Consider the following 19,380-nt stretch of genomic DNA (forward strand, 5'->3'; position numbering starts at 1 on the left):
GGGCTGTCAGGGCCAGAGGTCGAGGAACGCTCTGGTCATGGTCCGGATCCTCTCGGGTGATGCCTCGGGAAGGACGCCGCGCCAGAGCGGTGCTTTCCCGCCACCCTTTGCCCCCAGCGGGGCCAGGACTTTCCGGCGGAGTTCTTCCTGGGGGAAGGGGTGGTCTTCTCCCACCACGATCGCCCAGAGCGCCTCGCCTCCGCAGCGGTTTACCAGGATAATGCGGCGCCGTCGATCGGTGCAGGCTTCCTCGGCCAGAGCTTTCAGGAGTTCCTCGGGTTCCTTCTCAAGGAGCAGTTCCCGGGGCGTCTCGGGGGAGTCTGCCGCCCCGAGAATGTGTCGCGCCAGAGCTTCCGTCCGCAGCCGGAGCTCGCGACGCAGATCCTGCAGCTCCCTCTGGCCCGCTTCGATGCGGTGGGGCAGATCCCGGGGATGGCAGGAGAGAAGGGCTGCGCTTCGGGTAATTTCCCGGTGGCGTTCCCGGTAATCGCGGAGCGCCCGGTTTCCTATCTTGAAAGACAGGCGCAGACGGTTGCGGATCGTCTCGTGGCCAACGGTCTGCACCAGGTTCAGAAGCCCTGTGCGCGGAAGATGCACGCCCCCACAGGCCACGCGATCGATCCCCTCGATCTCCACCAACCGTATCGTTCCGGTACGGCTGGTGGGGCGTCGCAGGGGATAGTGTTCCAGCTCCCTTTGGTCCACCGTGAAGGTGCGCACCGGTGCGTCCAGACGAATCTGGTGATTCACCTCGTCCTCTACGGCCTCCAGCGTTTCCCGGGGGAGCGTCTGGAGATCGATCTCGATGGTGGTTATCTCTGCTCCCTGATGGACACTCACCGTGTTTGCTCGGGCGATCCGGAATAGCGCGCCCGAGAGGAGGTGCTGCCCCGTGTGCTGCTGCATATAGTCAAAGCGGTGGTTCCAGTCCAGCTCTCCCGTCAGAATTGTTCCCTCCGATATGCTCTCGCCTGTCCTTTGGGGCGTATCGCCAGGTGTGTAGTCGGGCCTGTGTTCGGGCATGTACTCGGGAAGAGGCGACTCCAGGATATGAAGGATCTTCCCGTCGTGGTCTTTCCGGGTGTTCGTTACGGCGAATCCCTGAAGCGTACCCCGGTCTCCCGGTTGTCCCCCCCCTTCGGGATAAAAGAGGGTTCTGTCCAGGACCAGCTCTCTTCGGTCCCGGGAAATTTCCCTGATTTCTGCCTGGAAGGTTCGCGCCAGGGGATCCTGGTAAAAGAGGTGTTCCGTCATATCTCCACTGTACCAGAACCTCACGGTGTCGGAAAAGGAGGGCCCGGAAGACGCCGTCTCCCCGAGGAGCTCCGAGAGAGCCTGGGGTTCTCCGGGAACACCATGAGCGACCTCTTCCGACAGGCGGCGGTAGAAAGAGTGCCTGCCTTTTGTCATACTTGATCGTGGTACAGGCATTCTTCCGGAAAAGGGGTAAACAGAAGATGGGAGACGATCGATTTCAGAAGTTGCGAAAGATAATGCAGGAGCGCATCCTTTTTCTGGACGGAGCCATGGGGACCAGCATTCAGAAACTTGGTTTGGACGAGGATGACTATCGGGGAGAGCTCTTCCGCGAGATCCCGGGGCAGCTCAAGGGCAACAACGATCTCCTCTCCCTGGTGCTGCCCCGGGAGATAGAGAAAATTCACGAGTCCTTTCTTGCCGCCGGTGCCGACATTATCGAGACGAACACCTTTAACGCCACCAGCACTTCCCAGAGCGACTATGGCCTGGATGATCCGGGCTTTGTCCGGAACCTGAACTGTCAGGGCGCGAAGGTAGCCCGGGCAGCGGCCGACCGCTACACCGCGCTGACCCCTGATCGGCCCCGGCTTGTGGCGGGTGTTCTGGGACCCACCAGCAAAACCCTCTCCCTCTCTCCCGATGTAAACGATCCAGGATATCGGGCGATCACCTTCCAGGAGCTTTCCCGGGACTACACCAACGCTCTTGAGGGCCTCGTCGAGGGTGGGGCCGACCTGATTCTGGTAGAGACGATCTTCGATACCCTCAATGCAAAGGCCGCCCTCTGCGCCATTGGGGACTGGAACCGAAGGGCCCGCCGACCCGTGCCGGTGATGATTTCGGGGACCATCACGGACCAGAGCGGGCGCACTCTGTCGGGTCAAACCGTAGAGGCCTTCTATTACTCTCTCCGGCACGGAAATCCCTTCTCGATAGGTCTCAACTGCGCCCTGGGTGCGGACCAGCTGCGCCAGCACGTTCAGGCACTCGCCCGCGTGGCAGAGCATCCTCTGAGTGTCCATCCCAACGCGGGGCTTCCCAACGAGTTTGGGGAGTATGACCACGCGCCCCGGGACATGGCCACCGTAGTGGGGGAGATGGCCCGGGACGGGCTTCTGAACATTGTGGGGGGCTGTTGTGGGACCACGCCGGAGCATATCAGGGAGATCGTGGAGGTCTGTGGCGATATTCCACCCCGCCGGCCCCGCGAAAACCCCCGCACCCTGCGTCTGGCGGGGCTGGAACCCCTGGAAGTGACGGAAGCGACGGGTTTTGTGAACGTGGGAGAGCGCACCAACATTACGGGCTCCCGAAAGTTTGCCCGTCTGATCCGGGAGGGCCTCTACGATGAGGCCCTCGCCGTAGCTCGGGAACAGGTAGAGCGGGGTGCCCAGATCATCGATATAAACATGGATGAGGCCATGATCGATGGAGCGCGGGAGATGGTGCGGTTCCTCAACCTGATCGCCTCAGAACCCGATATTTCCCGGGTCCCCGTCATGATCGATTCAAGCACCTTCTCCGTGATCGAGGCGGGGCTGGCCTGCGTCCAGGGAAAGGCTGTGGTGAACTCCATCTCCCTGAAGGAGGGCGAAGAGATTTTTATCGACCAGGCCCGAAAGATACTCGACTACGGAGCCGCCACGGTGGTGATGGCCTTCGACGAGGAGGGGCAGGCCGATAGCGTTGAACGAAAGCGGGAGATTTGTCGCAGGAGCTATCGTATCCTGGTGGATCGGGTGGGATTCCCCCCGGAAGACATCATTTTTGATCCAAACATCTTCGCCATCGGTACGGGCATCGAGGAGCACCGGAATTATGCGCTTGATTTCTTCGAGGCCACGCGATGGATTCGTGAACACCTGCCCGGCGCGAATGTTTCGGGAGGGGTGAGCAATGTGAGCTTCTCCTTTCGGGGGATGGATGCTGTGCGGGAGGCGATTCACGCTGTCTTTCTCTACCACGCACTCCAGGCGGGAATGACCATGGGAATTGTGAACGCCGGGCAGCTGGCTGTGTACGACGAGATTCCCCGGGAGCTACGCGATGCTGTGGAAAATCTGGTTCTGAACCGGACAGAGGATGCCACGGAAGTGCTTCTGGAGCTGNCCGAGGGTTACGCCGGCCGCAAGACGGCTCAAAGGGAGAATTTGGAGTGGCGCGCTGCGTCGCTGGAAGACCGTCTGGCCCACGCTCTGGTAAAGGGAATTACCGAATGGATCGAGGAAGACGTAGAGGAGGCGCGACAGCAGGCCCCCAGGGCTCTGGCGGTTATCGAGGGGCCCCTCATGGCGGGGATGAACATCGTGGGAGAGCGTTTCGGCGAGGGGAAGATGTTTCTTCCCCAGGTTGTGAAGAGCGCGCGCGTGATGAAGCGGGCCGTGGCCTGTCTGGAGCCCTTTATCGAGGCGGAAAAGGCTTCGGGTGATGATTCATCTTCCCGGATAAAGATCGTCCTTGCCACGGTGAAGGGTGACGTCCACGATATCGGAAAAAATATTGTCAGCGTCGTTCTGGCGAGCAACAACTACGAGATAATCGATCTCGGCGTGATGGTGCCCGCCGAAGATATCCTCCGGGCAGCCCGGGAGGAATCGGCTGACATCGTTGGGGTCTCCGGGCTGATCACGCCCAGTCTGGAAGAGATGGTCTTTCTTGCACGGGAGATGGAGCGGCAGGGCATGAAGATTCCCCTCATCCTGGGAGGAGCTACCACCAGCAGAGTTCACACGGCGGTAAAAATTGCGCCGGTCTACCCCTCGGCCCCGGTGGTTCACGTGAAGGACGCCTCCCTCGCGGCAGGAATTGTCAAGAATCTTCTCTCTCCCGAGTCCCGCCAGGACTTCGCCCGTGAGATCTCCCGGGGACACCAGAAAGAACGGGAAAAGCGGGAAGCGCGAAACCGGGAACGGACCTTTCTCTCCCTGGGAGAGGCTCGGGAAAAGCGATTTCGCCCGGACCGTTCCGATCTCCCTCCCAAACCAGCCGTGCTGGGGGTGAGGCATTTTCCCGACTATCCCCTGGAATCTCTCCGGGACTATATCGACTGGAGTTTCTTCTTCGTTGCCTGGGAGATGCCGGGGAAGTTTCCCCAGATACTGGATGATCCCCGGCTTGGGGTCGAGGCGAGGCAGCTCTACCACGATGCCCGGGAGATGCTCGATCAGATGATCTCCTCCGGTGATATCGGCGCAGCTGGCGCTATCTTTCTCTATCCCGCAGCATCCACAGAGCGAGATACCATTCAGATCTACCGCGATGAATCACGGCGGGAGGTGATCGCCAGCTGGCACACACTTCGTCAGCAGAAACGAAAGGAACGGGTTCCCTATTATCTCTCGCTCTCGGATTATCTGGCAGAGGAAGGGTCGGGAATCCCCGATTATATCGGAGGGTTTTGTACCTGCGCCGGGCTGGGGCTGGATGAGTATGTTCAGCGATTTCGCGATCACGGTGACGACTACCGGGCAATTCTTGCACAGACCCTGGCTGACCGGCTCGCCGAGGCTCTTGCCGAGAAGCTGCACCAGGAGGTGAGGAAGAACTGGTGGGGCTACGCACCCGCAGAGGATCTCTCGCAGGAAGATATCCTGGCCGTGAGGTACCAGGGGATCAGGCCCGCTCCGGGGTATCCGCCCTGCCCGGACCATCAGGACAAGGAGATGCTCTTCTCTCTTCTGGAGGCGGAAAAGCTGGGCCTTACCCTTACGGAGAGCTACATGATGGTTCCCGCTGCGGCCACCAGCGGCTTCTATTTTTCTCATCCCGAGAGTCGCTATTTCAGCGTGGGAAAGATCCAGCCCGATCAGGTGGAGGACTGGGCCTCACGGAAGGGTATTTCCCGTGCCGAAGCGGAGCGGCTGCTCGCGCCGGTTCTGGCCTACGATGCCGGGCCTTCGCGGTGACGCCTGGACCGCCCGGAGAGCTTTCCCGATTTTCTTCTCCCCTGGTGCGTGATCTGGTCTGGGTTGCCCGCTGTGCGCCCCTGCTCGATATCCGCTGGCCCCCCGGCTCCATCAGGAATGAAGGGAAGCGGCCCTTTCTGGTGAGCGACCCCTCCCACTGGCTGCTGGAAGAGGACCTGGATGCGAGCTGGGAACGGGTGCGGCCCCTCTTGTCGGGTCTGGACGAGGACCCCTCACCGCTTGAACGGTGGATCGCTCCCTTCGCAGGAAGGCGTCGGGGGCACCTCTTCGAAGGGCTCCTGGCCTGGTGGTTTATGATGGACCCTTCCGTGGAGATTCTGGGCATGGATATTCCCCTGTACCGCCTCCAGAGGAGATCCCGCGGGAAGGAGGGCAACAAGAGAGGTTCCTCCCGACGCTCGCTGGGAGAGATCGATTTCATGCTGGATTGGGAGGGAGAGATCGTCCATCTTGAGGTGGCGGTGAAGTACTATCTGGGACTACCCGGGGCAGGCGCAGATCTCTCCCGCTATGTCGGGAGAGATTTCAGGGAACGGCTGGACGAGAAGGTTTCGCACATGCTCAACCACCAGCGGGAAACAACGGGGACCCCCGAAGGGGTGGCGGCCCTGGAGCTCCGAAAGATCCCCCGGCCCGACCGTCGCCTGGTCTCGTTGCGGGGGATACTCTTTCCCGCTTTAGCGGATCTCCCCGACCGGGAGGTGCCCCGATACTGGTGGGGGAGCCCCGGGGACTTTCTTCGTCGTCTTCCGTCTGACTCACGGTGGATGCTGGCCGGGGAAAATCACTGGTTCGGGTCGCCCTGGGGGGGATCCCGGGAGAGCTCCCGGACCGGACTGCGCTCCCGGGACGAGCTTTTTTCCCCGGAGGAGCTGCTCCGGCAGGAGTCGTGGTTTGTTTCGGGACAGCCCTGCCTGGTTATCGGCCGGGAGGAAACTCCCCGGGGCGACAGGGAGTTTTCCCGGGGGTTTATTTGTCAAAGGCAGTTTTAATCTGATAATACAGCGAGAGCAGGGGAAGGGGCTCGCAGTGGATCTTGCGGCAGGGAGGGTCACAGGAGATGCCGTCATTCAGGTTTTCCTCACCCAGGCTTGCAATAAGCTTCTCCGCCGATCCCTCTCCCAGAGCGAGGGCTGCCCAGAGGCTGAAATCTTCCAGCGTTCTCGTCATGGCCCTGCTAAAGAGAGTCGGCACGGTGGCGTTGCTGGTTCTGCTGGGGTCGCAGGGGTGTTTCCAGAGGAGCTGGTCCAGGTTTAACCCGTCCAGAATGAGGAGCTCCTCAGGGGGGTGAATGACCGAAAGCCACCGCGATGTGATGATGCCCGCCCGTTCCCGCGCACGGCCCTGGACAAAGTAATCGGCGCCGGGAGATTCGGTGAAGCGGTAGTAGCTCAGGCTGTCGTAGAGGGCATTGGCGATTCTCCGTTCCAGCTCCTGGTCGTCGCCGGCGCTGCGGAGGGAGTCCTGGATCGCCCGGGCCACGGATTTTCTGAAAGAAACCAGTTGATGCCGGCGGGGTGATATCCGGTCCAGAAAGCGATACTCCTGAACGCTCTGGTTCCGCAGGAGCCGCAACAGCTGGACATCGATGATGCGCTCGAGGAAGGCGTGCATGGCTGGTCTGTCGGGATGTTTGTCCGGAACCCCTCGCCAGCCGGCACGATAATTTACAAAGGGGTGGACCAGGCGGTCCAGCCAGACGTGGCTGATATAGCCCAGAGAAAAAGCCGCCAGTTCTCTCAGGTGCAGCGGGAACCCCGATCGGGGAGCCTCCTCCCGTGATTCTCGCGCCGAGAGCGCCAGGTGCGCCAGAATTCGGGCGTTTCCCTTTCGGTGGAGTATGGCGCCGTACCGGAAGGCTCGGGGTTTCCTGCGATGGTTATGAAGGAAAATATCTGGTCCCTGGGCCCCAAGCACGGCCAGCGATCTCAGGTGAGGGGTGTCGGGAAAAAAACCGGGAGGGATATTCCGCGGGTCGCCTTCGAGCGATGTGATGCAGAATTCTGCCAGAAGGGCATGACTGATATGACTTGGCACAGTAGTATCCTCCTTCCGGCACCAGTATTGAAAAAAGTTTATCTCTCCTGAAGTATAGCGGGTAATCAGCCGTTGCGGTACAGCCCATCCTCGCGTATCATGTCACACATGATTATTCATACCGGAGAAGCCCTGATTGACTTTATCCCCGTCCGGGACGCTGGCGGAAGAACCGCCTTTTTCCCCGCTCCCGGAGGGTCCCCCTATAATGCTTCCATCGCTGTGGCCCGCCTTGAGGCTCCGGCGGCGTTTTTCGGGAGAATTTCCCGTGATTTTTTTGGCGATCAGCTCGTCCAGGGGCTGGTGGATAACGGAGTCTCTACGGAACTGGTTCTGCGCGACCAGGCCCCCTCGACTCTGGCCTTCGTCAAGAAGAACGATCGTGGTGAGGCCCGGTATGCCTTCTTCGCCGAGGGAGCCGCCGACCGGCGTGTGCTCCCTGGGGATCTCCCGGAACTCCCCCAGTCGACCCGGGCCCTTCAGTTCGGTTCGATCGCCCTGATCCCCGATCCCGTGGGTGAAACGATTCTCTCCCTGGCGGAGCACTGTCGGGGCCGGTGTCTCGTGTCCTTCGACCCGAATATCCGGACCTCACTGGTGACGGACGAGGAAGAGTATCGCCGTCGCATCGCCCGGGGAGTCGCTGCCAGCACCGTTGTGAAGGTAAGTGACGAGGACCTGCTCTGGATGAGCGGTTCCCCGAACCTCGAAGAGGGAGCCCGGTCGCTTCTGGAGCAGGGCCCTTCCCTGGTGGTCGTCACCGAGGGCAGCGCCGGTGCTCGTGCCTGGTCCCGGGACATCGCCGTGGCAGTTCCCGCAGAAAAAACCTCCGTTACCGACACGATTGGTGCGGGTGATTCCTTTCACGCAGCTCTTCTGGCCTGGCTCCATCATTCCGGTTTGCTCGATACCGGGGCGATTTCCGGGCTCGGAAAGGACGACATCTCGGCAATGCTCCGTTTTGCGGGGGCCGTAGCAGCAAAGACCTGCAGCCGGGCGGGAGCAGATCCGCCACGGCTCTCGGAAGTCCAGACGCGCTTCCGTTCATGGTAGGAGAAGAACATGGCTCGACATCTGGAAGTTTCCCGAACCACCAAAGAGACCGATATTTTTGCGTCCCTCACCTTGCCCGAGAGTTCCCGGGATCGGGGCGCTGCCCGGGATCAGCCTCCTTCCGGGGGTGGGATCGCCGTAGATACGGGGATACCCTTCTTTGATCACATGCTTCAGGCGTTTCTTTTTCACGGGGGCTTCGCCGGTGAGATCAGGGCCAGGGGAGATCTGGAGATAGACGATCATCACACCGTTGAAGATACGGGTATCGTTCTGGGGACGCTCTTNGCTCGTGTTCCCGGAGAGTTCGGGCCGATTGAGCGTTTTGGCCACTCCCTGGTTCCCATGGACGATGCCCTGGGGGAGGTCGTGGTCGATGCCTGCGGCCGGAGCTATCTGGAGTACCAGGTCTCTTTCCCCCAGCCCTACGCAGGGAGATTCGATCTGGCTCTGGTCCGTGAATTTTTTACCGGCTTTGCCCAGAATGCCCGGATAAACCTGCATATCATCGGCCGCTACGGCCTGAACGGTCACCATCTGGCGGAAGCCCTTTTCAAGGCCACGGGCCGTGCTCTGGGAGAGGCCTATCTTCCTTCGGGGGCTGTGCGGTCCACCAAGGGAGTTCTCTAGGNTCGTGACGATCTATCGGCTGACACCGCAGCCCCTTCCCTCGGGGGGGCTCGTGTTGCGTCTTGGCTGGGGATGGCGGGTGTTCTTTGCGCTCCTCACAGCGATCTTCCTGGGGGTGGTGCTCTACGACGGCCAGGTTCTGAGTATCGCTGGCGTTCTGTCCCTGGTCTCTCTTCTGGCCGCGCTCTACCAGGAGTTCTGGTGTTTCGATCTCTCCTCGGACGAGATTATCTCCCGGGAGGGGCTTCTCTTCGTCGGCCGTACCCGGCGTTACCGGCTCTCCCGGGCCGAGAGACTCCTTCTCCGTCTTCGGGCGCCCTTCGATCCCGACGCGGCGGCCCCTTCCGGGGGAATGCTCCGGTCTCGTCGGCCCGTCTCCGCCCCTTTCCAGCGCGGCTACGTCCAGTTGTTTCTTGAACTCTCGCCGGTTTCGCCGGAGGATGCTCCGGAAGAGGGTTTCCTGCGGGGAGAATCCCTCCTCGTGCAGACCGAATCGCTCCGGAATCGCGAGAGTCTGCAGGAACTGGGGGAAGAGGTCTCCCGTGCCCTGGGAATCCCCCTGGAGCACCGCTTCGGATAGCTCCGGGGTGGGGTGGAAGGTCGGGGGGCAGGGCTTTCCCGCATAAAGGGTAACGGGACACGCACCTCTCGCAGGGGAAGCCCTCCCCGTGTCGGGCTACTCCGGCTGGTCCGTCTCGTTATGGGCAAGAAAGCACGCCACGCGGTGTTCCGGTTCCGTTTCGTGGAGCCGGGGGGCTGCTTCCTTGCACCGGTCCATCACAAAGGGACATCGTCCCGAGAAGATGCACCCCCGGGGCGGATTAATGGGGCTCGGCACGTCTCCCTCCAGAATGATCCGCTCGCGCTTGGCCCCGACCTTGGGGATCGGTATCGCCGAGAGGAGGGCCTTCGTGTAGGGATGGCGGGGCTCGGTGAAAATTTTGTGGTAGGTAGTTATCTCGACAATCTTGCCCAGATACATAACCGCCACGCGGTTACTGATATGACGGACCACGCTCAGATCGTGCGAAATGAACATATATGTGAGATCCAGCCGGTCCTGAAGATCCTGAATGAGGTTCAGAATCTGGGCCTGNATCGAGACATCCAGAGCCGAGACAGGTTCGTCGCAGACCACAAACTTGGGGTCCAGGGCCAGGGCCCGGGCAACCCCCACCCGCTGGCGTCGTCCCCCGTCGAGTTCGTGGGGGAAGGCGTTGGCCAGACGCGGGCTCAGGCCCACCAGCGACATGAGTTCCTGAACCCGTTCGATCCGCTCGGTTCGTGAATAGAGGTTGAAAATCTCAAAGGGCTCGGCGATGATCGCTGCAATGCTCATGCGGGGATCCAGAGATGCAAAGGGGTCCTGAAAGATAATCTGGGCATCCCTGCGGAAGTTCCGGATCTCTCTCCGGGGGAGGGTGGTCACCTCTTTCCCCTGAAAGACCACGTTCCCCCCCGTGGGCTCGACCAGACGGAGCACCGACCGTCCTGTAGTGGATTTTCCGCATCCGCTCTCTCCGACTATCCCCAGGGTCTCGCCCGGATAAATATCGAAGGAAATATCATTTACTGCCTTGAGAGTTCCTCGCTTTGTCTCAAAAAACTGTCTCAGGTTCCGGACCGAGAGAATGGGATCTTTCTGTGTAGCCCTGTCCATGGTGGTTATTCTCCTTCCTGCGCTTTCCCGGCGTCAGGTTCATCGGCTCCCGGCACCAGCCCCTCGTAGATCATGCACTGCACGTGATGCTCCGGGTTCAGATCGGTATGGGCCGGNGACCGGGTGCTGCAGAGATCGATGGCCTGGGGACAGCGGGGATGAAACCGGCAGCCCGGGGGCAGATTTGTGGGGTCCGGCATGAGCCCCTTGATCGGTTTGAGCCGGGGGACCTCCTCGTCCAGACTCGGAATCGAGTTAAAGAGNCCTCGCGTATAGGGGTGACGGGGCGTCTCGAAGAGCCGGGGTGTGGTGCTGTGCTCCACCACCGAGCCTGCGTACATGATCGCCACGGAATCGCAGACCTCGGCCACGACCCCCAGATCGTGGGTAATCAGGAGTAGTGATGTCCCGAACTCTTCCCGCAGGCGTTTCATGAGATCCAGTACCTGGGCCTGAATGGTTACGTCCAGAGCGGTGGTGGGCTCGTCGGCGATCAGAAGTCTGGGATTGCACGAGAGAGCCATGGCGATNCCTACGCGCTGCCGCATTCCCCCTGAAAACTCGTGGGGGTAATCATCGACCCGGCCTTCGGGAATGCCTACCAGTTTCAGCATATCTCTGGCCTGACCTTCGGCNTGTTTTGCCGTGAGATTCTGGTGAAGGGTGATCGCCTCGGTGATCTGGAATCCAACGGTGAGGACCGGGTTCAGCGATGTCATGGGATCCTGGAAGATCATGGAAATCCGGTTCCCCCGGATTCNCCGCATCTCTTCGGAGCGCTTTTTCAGCAGGTCCTCGCCGTCGAACCAGATCTCTCCCGTCTCTATTNTGCCCGGCGGGGCCGGCACAAGCTGCATGATGGAGAGGGCCGTGGTGGTTTTTCCTGCTCCCGTCTCTCCCACCAGGCCGAGGCTCTCGCCCCGTTTCAGCTGGAGGTCCAGATTTTCCACCGCCTGGACAACCCCCTCCTGAGTGGAATAGGTAACGTTAAGATTTTTGATCTCCAGTAATATATCGCTCACGATAACTGCTCCCTACTGTTTCAGCCGCGGGTCGAGGGCATCCCGGAGCCCGTCGCCGAGAAGGTTCAATGCAAAGATGGTGATAACGATGGCCAGGCCCGGGAACGTCGCCACGTGGGGACTCCTGCGGATAAGGTGGCGGCCCGACGAGAGCATGGCCCCCCATTCGGGGGTNGGAGGTTCGATGCCCAGACCGATNAAGCTCAGGCCCGCAGCGGAGAGGATGGCGATNGCCACACCCAGGGTTCCCTGCACGATGATGGGGGCCATGGAGTTGGGCAGGATGTGCTTGGTGATGATTCTGAAGTCGCTCGCCCCCACAGCCCGGGCAGCCTCGATGAACTCCTGNTCCTTGATGGAAATGACCGAGGCCTTCACAATTCGTGCGTAGACGGGAATNTTCGAGATGCCCACGGCGATCATGACGTTCACCAGCCCNCCCCCGAAAGCGGAGACGATGGCAATAGCCAGNAGTATCGAGGGGATCGCCANCAGTACGTCCATACAGCGCATCACCACGTTATCGACANTGCCGCCGTAGAAGCCCGAGAGGGCCCCCAGGGTCCCCCCCGCGATGAGGGCGATGCTCACGGCAACGAACCCGACCTGGAGCGATACNCGGGCTCCAAAGATGATCCGCGAGAGGATATCTCTTCCAAGATCATCCGTGCCGAGCAAGTGCTCCCTGCTCGGCGGGTCGGCGATGCGGGCAAGGTTCTGCTCCCGATAGCCGTAGGGGGCGACAACTTCGGCAAAGAGNGCGGTAAAGATGATTATCCCGATAACGGCGAGGCCTGCCATGGCCATGCGGTTCTGCTTCAAACGCCGCCAGACNTCNGCCCATTGGCTTCGGTGGGCCGTGAGCGCCTTTGCGGCGGGAAGGATTGTCTTGTCAGGGGCGTCGTCTTCCCGGTTTTGGGAGTGCTCACCGAGCAAGGGTTCGGTCTCAAGGCCATCAGATTCGAGTAAATCCGTTTTCAGGAGCGGCGGGTCTGTGGTTCGTCTTGATTCGGGTGTTTCAGATTTCATGGGAGTTATCCTCGTTATTTGTACTGCGCCTTGATGCGGGGGTCTATGTAGGCGTAGAGAATATCGACAAAGAGATTGACAATGCTGAAGGTGAGAGCCAGCAGGAGCACGCCTCCCTGGACGACGGGGTAATCCCGCTGGCGGATGGCGTCAACCATGAGGCGTCCCACACCGGGCCAGGAAAAGATCGTCTCCGTAAGAACGGCTCCCCCCAGGAGGTATCCGAACTGGAGGCCCACCACCGTCACGATGGGGATCAGGGCGTTTTTCAGGGCATGGCGATTGATAACCACCCGCTCGCTCAGCCCCTTGGCTCGGGCTGTCCTGATATAATCCTGACGAATTACCTCGAGCATGCTCGAGCGGGTCATGCGGGTGATAGTGGCCGCCGAACTGGTTCCGATGGTGAGAGCTGGCATGACCAGGTGGGCCGGTGTGCCGTAGCCGCTGGAGGGGAGTACGCGCAGCATGATAGAAAAGAGGAGGACCATCATGATTCCCTGCCAGAAGTTGGGCATGGAGACACCGATGAGGGCAAAAATCATCGAGAACGTATCGAAAAGCGAGTACTGCCGGGTGGCCGAGACGATACCGATGGGAATCCCGATGAGAACCGCTACAAGAACTCCGGCTGCAGCGAGCTGAAGCGTTGCGGGAAAGCGGTTAACCAGCTCCAGGGCTGCGGGTTGCCGAGTCACGAGGGATCGCCCCAGATCTCCCCGGAGGGCGTTAAAGAGGAAGCGTCCGTACTGGATCGCGAAGGGATCGTCCAGTCCCATTTGCGTTCTCAGGGCCTGGACCTCGGACTCCGGGGCGCGTTCTCCCAGGAGAAGCTTCGCCGGGTCTCCCGGGGTAAAGAACATGATCGTGAAAACCACGAAGGACACTCCCAGCATCACCGGGATCAGTAATAACACACGTCTCAGAATATATTTGTACATTTTCTCCTGCCTTGGGCCGGGTCTGAAGTTCCTGGCCGTTTCCCGTCGTATCCCCTGGGGGGTGACAAAGAAATCGCAGAAAGAGTCGGCCCGGGCATCTTTCGGGAGCCGTGCCCTTTCTGCGATATCTTCCCCTGATTCGGGAAGAATCCGACCTCTGCCGGGGAACCGGCAGAGGTCGGAGCTCCCTTCACGGAAGGGAGCGGTAGAGCCAGGCGGGAAGCCTAGTTGTTGTATACCTGATACAGGATATGGTGGCCCGCTGTGTGGGGCTCGAAACCCTGAACATAATCGCGGGTAGCGTTGAGCTCGTCCCGGAAAGCCAGGAAGGCCCAGGGGGCTTCCTCGAAGATGATTTCCTGGGCTCTCAGGTAAGCTTCCTCGCGGGCGGCAGGATCGGGATTCGTCTTGCCCTCCACCAGGAGCCGGTCAACCTCGTCGTTGGACCAGAAGGTGCGGTTCCCGGCATCGCCGAACTCTTCCGAATGAAAGAGGGAGTAGAGGCCGTAATCGGCATCACCGGTGACAGCGACCCAGCCGAGCATGAACATATCGTGTTCTCCCCGGGCCGTTCTGTCCAGGTAGGGAGCCCACTCGACGATCTCGATGCTCGCCGTGATTCCCACCGCCCGGAGTTGTTCCTGGAAGATCTCGGCGTACATTACCCTGACGGGGTTATCGTTGGTCCAGATCGAGGTGGAGAACCCGTTGGGATACCCCGCCTCGGCCAGGAGCGCTTTGGCTCGTTCTACATCGTGGCCGTATCCGGGAAGCCCGGTGTTGGCAAACTGAACGGTAGGGGCGAGTGGCCCCTTGGCGGTTGTAGCGTATCCACGAAACGCCACCTGCGTAGCTGCTTCGACGTCCAGAGCAAGGTTGATTGCCTGTCGTACCCGGACATCGTCGAAGGGTTTCTTCTGGGCGTTGAACCCCATGTAGAAGGTGGTAAGACCCGAAGTCTGAAAGCCTTTGATCTCTTCGAGGGCGGCGAGGTCACGGTAATCGTTGGGTCCCACATCGTAGATAAGATCGACCTCACCCGTTTCCAGGGCGATGGCGCGCTGGGTGTCCTCGGTGATGATGCGGAAGATGATGCGCTCGCTCGCGGCGGGACCCCGGAAGTAGTCGTCGTAACGGCTCAGCGTGAGGGAGTCGCCGGCGCGCCATTCCACGAAGGAGAAGGGGCCCGTTCCAACGGGGTTGCGCCCATAGTTCTCACCTGCCGCCAGAACAGCCGTCTTGTTCAAGATAGCCGTCGCGGGATGGGCCAGGTGGGTAATAAAGGGGCCGAAGGGAAAGGAGAGATGCATCACGAAGTTATAATCGTCGATGATTTCCACCCGCTCCAGGGCGTTCACCAGGAAAGCTGCGGGGGCGTTCAGTTCTCTCATGCGCTCGAAGGTAAACTTGACGTCCTCTGAGGTCAGTTCCTCGCCGTTATGGAAGTGTACTCCCTGGCGGAGGGTGAAGGCAAACTCAGTGGGGCTGATCACCTCGTAGGATTCGGCCAGACCGTCGCCGGTTACGGTAAGGTCCGACGTCTGGTACATCAGGGTGTCGTAGATCTGTTTTTTGACCCGGCTCGAGGGCTGGTCGTTCGTCCGGTGAGGGTCCAGCGACCGGGGATCTCCAGGCATTCCTACTACCAGGGTTTCGGCGTTGCTCCGTTTTGCCGGATGCTCGCTCGCCGTCTCGGCCCCACCGCAGGAAATGAAAAGACCGCCCAAGATAAGTGCGGTACCTGCTGTAATTGCTAAAACACGAAAATCTCTAAAAAAAAGCCGCATATTCTCTCCTTTTTGCCGCCTGTGAATCGAAAACTGCCTCTGTGCGAGTAATCNGTCAATGATACGGCGTTGCCCTGCCACAGGTCAAGGGAAGAAAGGGGGGGAAGGCGTGGTCGCACCGCTTTTATCCCATTCAGAACGATTCCTTCTTGCCCGTGGCCAGCTCGAGCTCTCCCGTGGTGCGGAGGATCTCCTCGATCTGGGAGTGGTTCACGTCGCTTACGCGGGAGATTCGGTAGCCTGATGAGTTTGGTCACTCTGCTGGCTGGTGTCTCTCATAAACCGTGCTGTCCGGCGCAAACCCCGAGGGGATAAAAAAAGCCTGACAGCGTAAGGTTTTACACTGTCAGGCGTTAGCGTGCGGCAGAGAGGACTTGAACCTCCACGTCCTTGCGAACACTAGCCCCTCAAGCTAGCGCGTCTACCAGTTCCGCCACTGCCGCGTCAGAACGATGCGCAAGATAGCATGGCCTTCGGGGAGTGTCAATACTTCCTGACGCACTGCCTGTAATTTTTTCGGCTCCGTTATTTCTGCTCCCCGTGGGGCTCGCCGAAGAGCGCTTCTTCCAGAAGGTCCAGCTGCCGCGAGAAGTGATCCATGGCCAGTTGAACCGGTTCGGGTCGCGTCATATCGACTCCCGCTACCGCGAGTGACTCCAGGGGAAAACGGGATCCTCCCGAGCGGAGAAACCTGAAGTAGGCTTCCCGTTCGCCGGGGCCACCCTCGAGGACCTTCCTTGAAAGGGTGATGGCTGCCGAGATTCCCGTGGCGTATTTGTACACGTAAAAGGCCCGATAGAAATGGGGGATTCTCAGCCCCTCCAGATCGAGGAGATCGGGGATCGTCAGGGTGTCGCCGTAATAGGCCTGGAGCAACTCCCGGTAGGCCTGGCGAAACCAGTCGACCGTCAGGGCCTTTCCGCTCTCAACCTGTTCGTGGACCAGTTTTTCGTACTCGGCGAACATGGTTTGGCGGAAGAGGGTGGCCACAATATCATCGACATGCTTGCTGATGAGGTAGGCTCGCATGGGACGGTCTTGTTTCTGCCCCGTGAACTGATCCTGCCCCAGAAGATGATGCACCAGGAGCTGTTCGTTAAAGGTGCTGGCAACCTCGGCCTCGAAAATCGTGTACTGGTAGTGCTGGAAGGGGTTGTTGCGCACGGAATACCAGGAATGCATGCTGTGGCCCGCTTCATGAGTCAGGGTAAACATGTCCCGTAGTGTGTCCTCCTTGTAGTTCAGGAGGATGTAGGGATCGCCCCGGTAACTTCCTGCCGAGAAGGCTCCGGATCGCTTCCCCTTGTTCTCGTACCGGTCTACCCAGCCTCCCAGGAGCCCTCCCCGCAGGGTGGTGACGTAGTCCTCACCCAGGGGAGCCAGCGAGGCCAGAACCGTCTCGACGGCCTCTTCGTAGGGATTATGGACCGTGATATCGGGGACCAGGGCAACGCGGGTGTCCCAGACGGCGGGGTCCTCCAGGCGCAGGGCGCGGGTGCGAAGACGGTAGTAGCGGTGCAGGAGCGGAAGGTTCTGCCGCACCACCGAGAGGAGATTTTCGTAGACCCGAGAGGGGACATCGTCGGGGAAGAGTCTCGATTCCAGAGCCGAGGAGAAATTTCTCACGCGGGCGCGGTAAATATCGAGGTTGACGCTGCCGGCGTAGAGCGCGGCCAGGGTGTTCTTGTGCTGGTCGAAGGAGCGGTAAAATTGGCGGAAGGCCCTTTCCCGGACGGCCCGGTCCCGATGTTCCAGGAGGCTGCCGAAGCTGGATTGGGTCAGGGTTCTGGGGCCCTCGGGGGTATCCACCTCGCCAAAATCGAGGTCCACGTCCAGGAGGGCGCTGAAACTCCTGGAGGCGGTCTGATTTGCCTCCTGCTGCATCGCCAGAATTCGTTCTTCGCCGGGAGCGAGCGTATGGGGCTTATAACGCAGGACCCGATTCAGGCTGATGCGGTATTCGTCCAGGCGGGGGTCTGCCAGGAGCTCTTCCATCGTGGCGTCCGGAATTTGCTGGATTTCGGGGGCAAAGAAGCTCGTGGCTGCACCGAGGCGGGAGGTGATTTGGGTATATCGGCTCAGCCGGTCCTGGTTTTCGCTCTTCCCGGCGTCCTCGGAGTGGCGAAGCATGGCGTAGTAGCCCAGGCGTTCGTCCAGTTCCTCAATCCTTGTCTGCAGATGAAGCCAGGCCAGGAGGGTATCGGCCGATTCGGACAGGGTGCCCGGGTAGGTGTGAACCTGCTCTTCCAGGCTGGAGAGGATCTGCAGGTCTTTCTCCCATTCCTCCTCGCTCCGGTAGAGCGATCCCAGGTCCCACTGGTCCTTCCGGGGGATATCGTCGCGGTGCGGTACAGTACTCATGCCAGGACGATACGGGAAGGGGCCAGACTGGTCAACCGGGGTTTCCTTTCGGCTGCAGTCCGGCCCCGCACGGTCACGTTCCGGTGGCTTCGATCCAGCCCGCAGCCCGGGCGAGTGCTCTCAGGGCCTTGGCGCGGTGGGAGATCTGATCCTTCTCGGCCTGGGGAATTTCGGCCACGGTCTGGCCGTGCCGGGGCAGGAGAAAGACCGGATCGTAGCCAAAGCCGGTCCTGCCGTCCCGAGGGGTTTCCACAATCTCCCCATGCCAGGTTTCCTGGGCCTGGAGATAGCGGTCAGCATCGTAGAGAAGCACGGCATTGCAGACGTAGTGGGCACCCCGGTCGCGGTGGTTCTGCAGTTCCTGGAGGAGTAGCGCGTTTCTGCCCCTGTCGTCCAGGGGAGGGGTGTCAGGGCTGTTTCCGTAACGGGCCGAATAGATGCCGGGGCGGTTCTCCAGGGCGTGGACACAGATGCCGGAGTCGTCGGCCAGGACGGGGGGGGGCTGGTCTCCGCAGAGGGTGGCCAGCTTCTCCTGCACCGTTTCCAGGGGAACATTCAGGGATGTTCCCGGGCGAAGTTCGCCACGGATCAGCGCGGCGAGCCCCTGGGCCTTCAGGAGCGCGTTCGCGGCGAAGGTCGTGCCATCCTCGACGACGTCGAAGGAAAACCCCAGATCGCGGGGTTGCAGAATCGTTACCGCTGCCGCGAGGTGTTCCAGAATTCCGTCGATCTCCCGTCGCTTGTGCTCATTGTTCGAGGCAAGAAGAATATACATCGTGCGATGCTACTGCGTTGCCAGGGATGATGCAAGGCGTTTCCCGAGGGTGTGAAGGGAGCTGTCGACCGTTCCTTTGGGTATCCCCAGAAGGAGTGCCACCTCTCTGTTCGAGAGGTGCAGGTTTTGACGCTTCAGCCGCTGGATATAGAGCAGCCACAGTCGTCTGTGGTGGTCACTTCGGTCCTTGAGCCTTCCCCGGATCGCAGGATCGGCCTCATGCAGATCCCGCTGGTATCTCATCATGGCTGAGTAGTGCCTGTCCCGGCGTTCCCGCAGAATCGTCCTTCGTTGGACGCGATCGGTCCGGTGCCGCTGACAGTATTCCCTGATGGCAGTGATCCAGGACAGGGGCAGGTCGAGGATGGCCGCGAAGGTCTCGCAGTCCTGACACGAGAGAAGAGGAACATTCTTGCAAAAGAGAAAGAGGAATTGCCTGTTCAGGGATTCCGCTGTTCCTGTTTCCTGGAGTGGGAGCAGGTCCGGCTCATGGGTGCCGTAGTGGAAGGTGATATCGGGCTCTCCCACGAGTTCTTCCCTGGCGAGCCAAAGGTCTCCTTCGTCGGAAAGGTAGATCAGGTTCTTTCGGTGTTCGATTCGTCTCCGCACATATTCCCGGCTGCTGTGATAGAGCGTGGTGGCCAGGTAGGCCTCGAAGGAAGACCCCTGATCCTGGTACCCTGTGGTCATAGGCATAAGCCGGGGATAGAAGTTGGCGATAATGTCTTCCACCTCCTCTCCGCCGAGGCGGTTCCGCCTTGAGAGGGCCTTCCGCATAAACTTCAGCGCCTCTGCAACAAACCTGTCCCACGAGATCTTTCCGGCGAGGTAGTCCTGATGGTAGTGATTCAGTGATTTCATTGTTCTCTCCTTGCCATAGTAAATGCAAAATCTATGCC

At 60.3% G+C, this 19,380-nt stretch carries 15 protein-coding genes and 1 tRNA gene; 5 read left to right on the forward strand and 11 right to left on the reverse strand.

Annotated elements, in window-relative coordinates:
• Window positions 1-6: 6 nt before the first annotated feature.
• On the reverse strand, window positions 7-1,410 hold the full coding sequence (locus B071_RS0111630; RefSeq protein WP_018527257.1) for an alanyl-tRNA editing protein: 1,404 nt from the start codon (window positions 1,408-1,410) through the stop codon (window positions 7-9).
• A gap of 47 nt (window positions 1,411-1,457) precedes the next feature.
• Between B071_RS0111630 and metH the strand changes: the two genes are divergently transcribed.
• Both metH and B071_RS0111640 read left to right on the forward strand, forming a co-directional pair.
• Window positions 1,458-5,165: a methionine synthase gene (gene metH / locus B071_RS0111635; protein ID WP_026245193.1), complete on the forward strand. Its 3,708-nt coding sequence runs from the start codon at window positions 1,458-1,460 to the stop codon at window positions 5,163-5,165.
• Complete coding sequence (locus B071_RS0111640; RefSeq protein WP_157703205.1) at window positions 5,162-6,178, forward strand: DUF1853 family protein; 1,017 nt, start codon at window positions 5,162-5,164, stop codon at window positions 6,176-6,178. The genes metH and B071_RS0111640 overlap by 4 nt, the downstream gene beginning before the upstream one ends.
• On the opposite strand, the gene B071_RS0111645 is transcribed toward B071_RS0111640, so the two are convergent.
• Entirely contained in the window at window positions 6,156-7,223 is a 1,068-nt protein-coding gene (locus B071_RS0111645; RefSeq protein ID WP_018527260.1) for a hypothetical protein, read from the reverse strand. The two genes, B071_RS0111640 and B071_RS0111645, sit on opposite strands and share 23 nt — an antisense overlap.
• A gap of 108 nt (window positions 7,224-7,331) precedes the next feature.
• Between B071_RS0111645 and B071_RS0111650 the strand changes: the two genes are divergently transcribed.
• The 3 genes from B071_RS0111650 to B071_RS0111660 all read left to right on the forward strand — a co-directional run bounded on the left by B071_RS0111650 (window position 7,332) and on the right by B071_RS0111660 (window position 9,486).
• On the forward strand, window positions 7,332-8,276 hold the full coding sequence (locus tag B071_RS0111650; RefSeq protein ID WP_018527261.1) for a carbohydrate kinase family protein: 945 nt from the start codon (window positions 7,332-7,334) through the stop codon (window positions 8,274-8,276).
• Window positions 8,277-8,285: 9 nt separating this feature from the next.
• Window positions 8,286-8,906: an imidazoleglycerol-phosphate dehydratase gene (locus B071_RS0111655; protein ID WP_018527262.1), complete on the forward strand. Its 621-nt coding sequence runs from the start codon at window positions 8,286-8,288 to the stop codon at window positions 8,904-8,906.
• Between the two features lie 4 nt (window positions 8,907-8,910).
• Window positions 8,911-9,486, forward strand: a complete 576-nt coding sequence (locus B071_RS0111660) for a hypothetical protein (RefSeq protein WP_018527263.1) — start codon at window positions 8,911-8,913, stop codon at window positions 9,484-9,486.
• Between the two features lie 96 nt (window positions 9,487-9,582).
• Here B071_RS0111660 and B071_RS0111665 read toward each other — a convergent pair whose 3' ends face one another.
• The 9 genes from B071_RS0111665 to B071_RS0111715 all read right to left on the reverse strand — a co-directional run bounded on the left by B071_RS0111665 (window position 9,583) and on the right by B071_RS0111715 (window position 19,342).
• On the reverse strand, window positions 9,583-10,566 hold the full coding sequence (locus tag B071_RS0111665; protein WP_018527264.1) for an ABC transporter ATP-binding protein: 984 nt from the start codon (window positions 10,564-10,566) through the stop codon (window positions 9,583-9,585).
• A 5-nt stretch (window positions 10,567-10,571) separates the two neighbouring features.
• A complete protein-coding gene (locus B071_RS0111670; RefSeq protein ID WP_018527265.1) occupies window positions 10,572-11,588 on the reverse strand; it encodes an ABC transporter ATP-binding protein in 1,017 nt (338 codons plus the stop codon).
• A gap of 12 nt (window positions 11,589-11,600) precedes the next feature.
• Window positions 11,601-12,617 (reverse strand): ABC transporter permease, encoded by a 1,017-nt coding sequence (locus B071_RS0111675; RefSeq protein WP_018527266.1) that lies wholly within the window; start codon window positions 12,615-12,617, stop codon window positions 11,601-11,603.
• Window positions 12,618-12,631: 14 nt separating this feature from the next.
• Complete coding sequence (nikB, locus tag B071_RS0111680) at window positions 12,632-13,558, reverse strand: nickel ABC transporter permease (RefSeq protein WP_018527267.1); 927 nt, start codon at window positions 13,556-13,558, stop codon at window positions 12,632-12,634.
• 224 nt (window positions 13,559-13,782) lie between these two features.
• Entirely contained in the window at window positions 13,783-15,285 is a 1,503-nt protein-coding gene (locus B071_RS0111690) for a glutathione ABC transporter substrate-binding protein (RefSeq protein WP_245534080.1), read from the reverse strand.
• A gap of 419 nt (window positions 15,286-15,704) precedes the next feature.
• Window positions 15,705-15,788: transfer RNA gene (locus tag B071_RS0111700), tRNA-Leu, on the reverse strand.
• A gap of 82 nt (window positions 15,789-15,870) precedes the next feature.
• Entirely contained in the window at window positions 15,871-17,706 is a 1,836-nt protein-coding gene (pepF, locus tag B071_RS0111705) for an oligoendopeptidase F (protein WP_018527270.1), read from the reverse strand.
• Window positions 17,707-17,779: 73 nt separating this feature from the next.
• Window positions 17,780-18,481: a non-canonical purine NTP pyrophosphatase gene (locus tag B071_RS0111710; protein ID WP_018527271.1), complete on the reverse strand. Its 702-nt coding sequence runs from the start codon at window positions 18,479-18,481 to the stop codon at window positions 17,780-17,782.
• Window positions 18,482-18,490: 9 nt separating this feature from the next.
• Window positions 18,491-19,342 (reverse strand): hypothetical protein, encoded by an 852-nt coding sequence (locus B071_RS0111715; protein ID WP_018527272.1) that lies wholly within the window; start codon window positions 19,340-19,342, stop codon window positions 18,491-18,493.
• Window positions 19,343-19,380 lie beyond the last annotated feature (38 nt).

Source organism: Alkalispirochaeta alkalica DSM 8900 (genome assembly GCF_000373545.1).
GTDB classification, from domain to species: Bacteria; Spirochaetota; Spirochaetia; order DSM-27196; family Alkalispirochaetaceae; genus Alkalispirochaeta; species Alkalispirochaeta alkalica.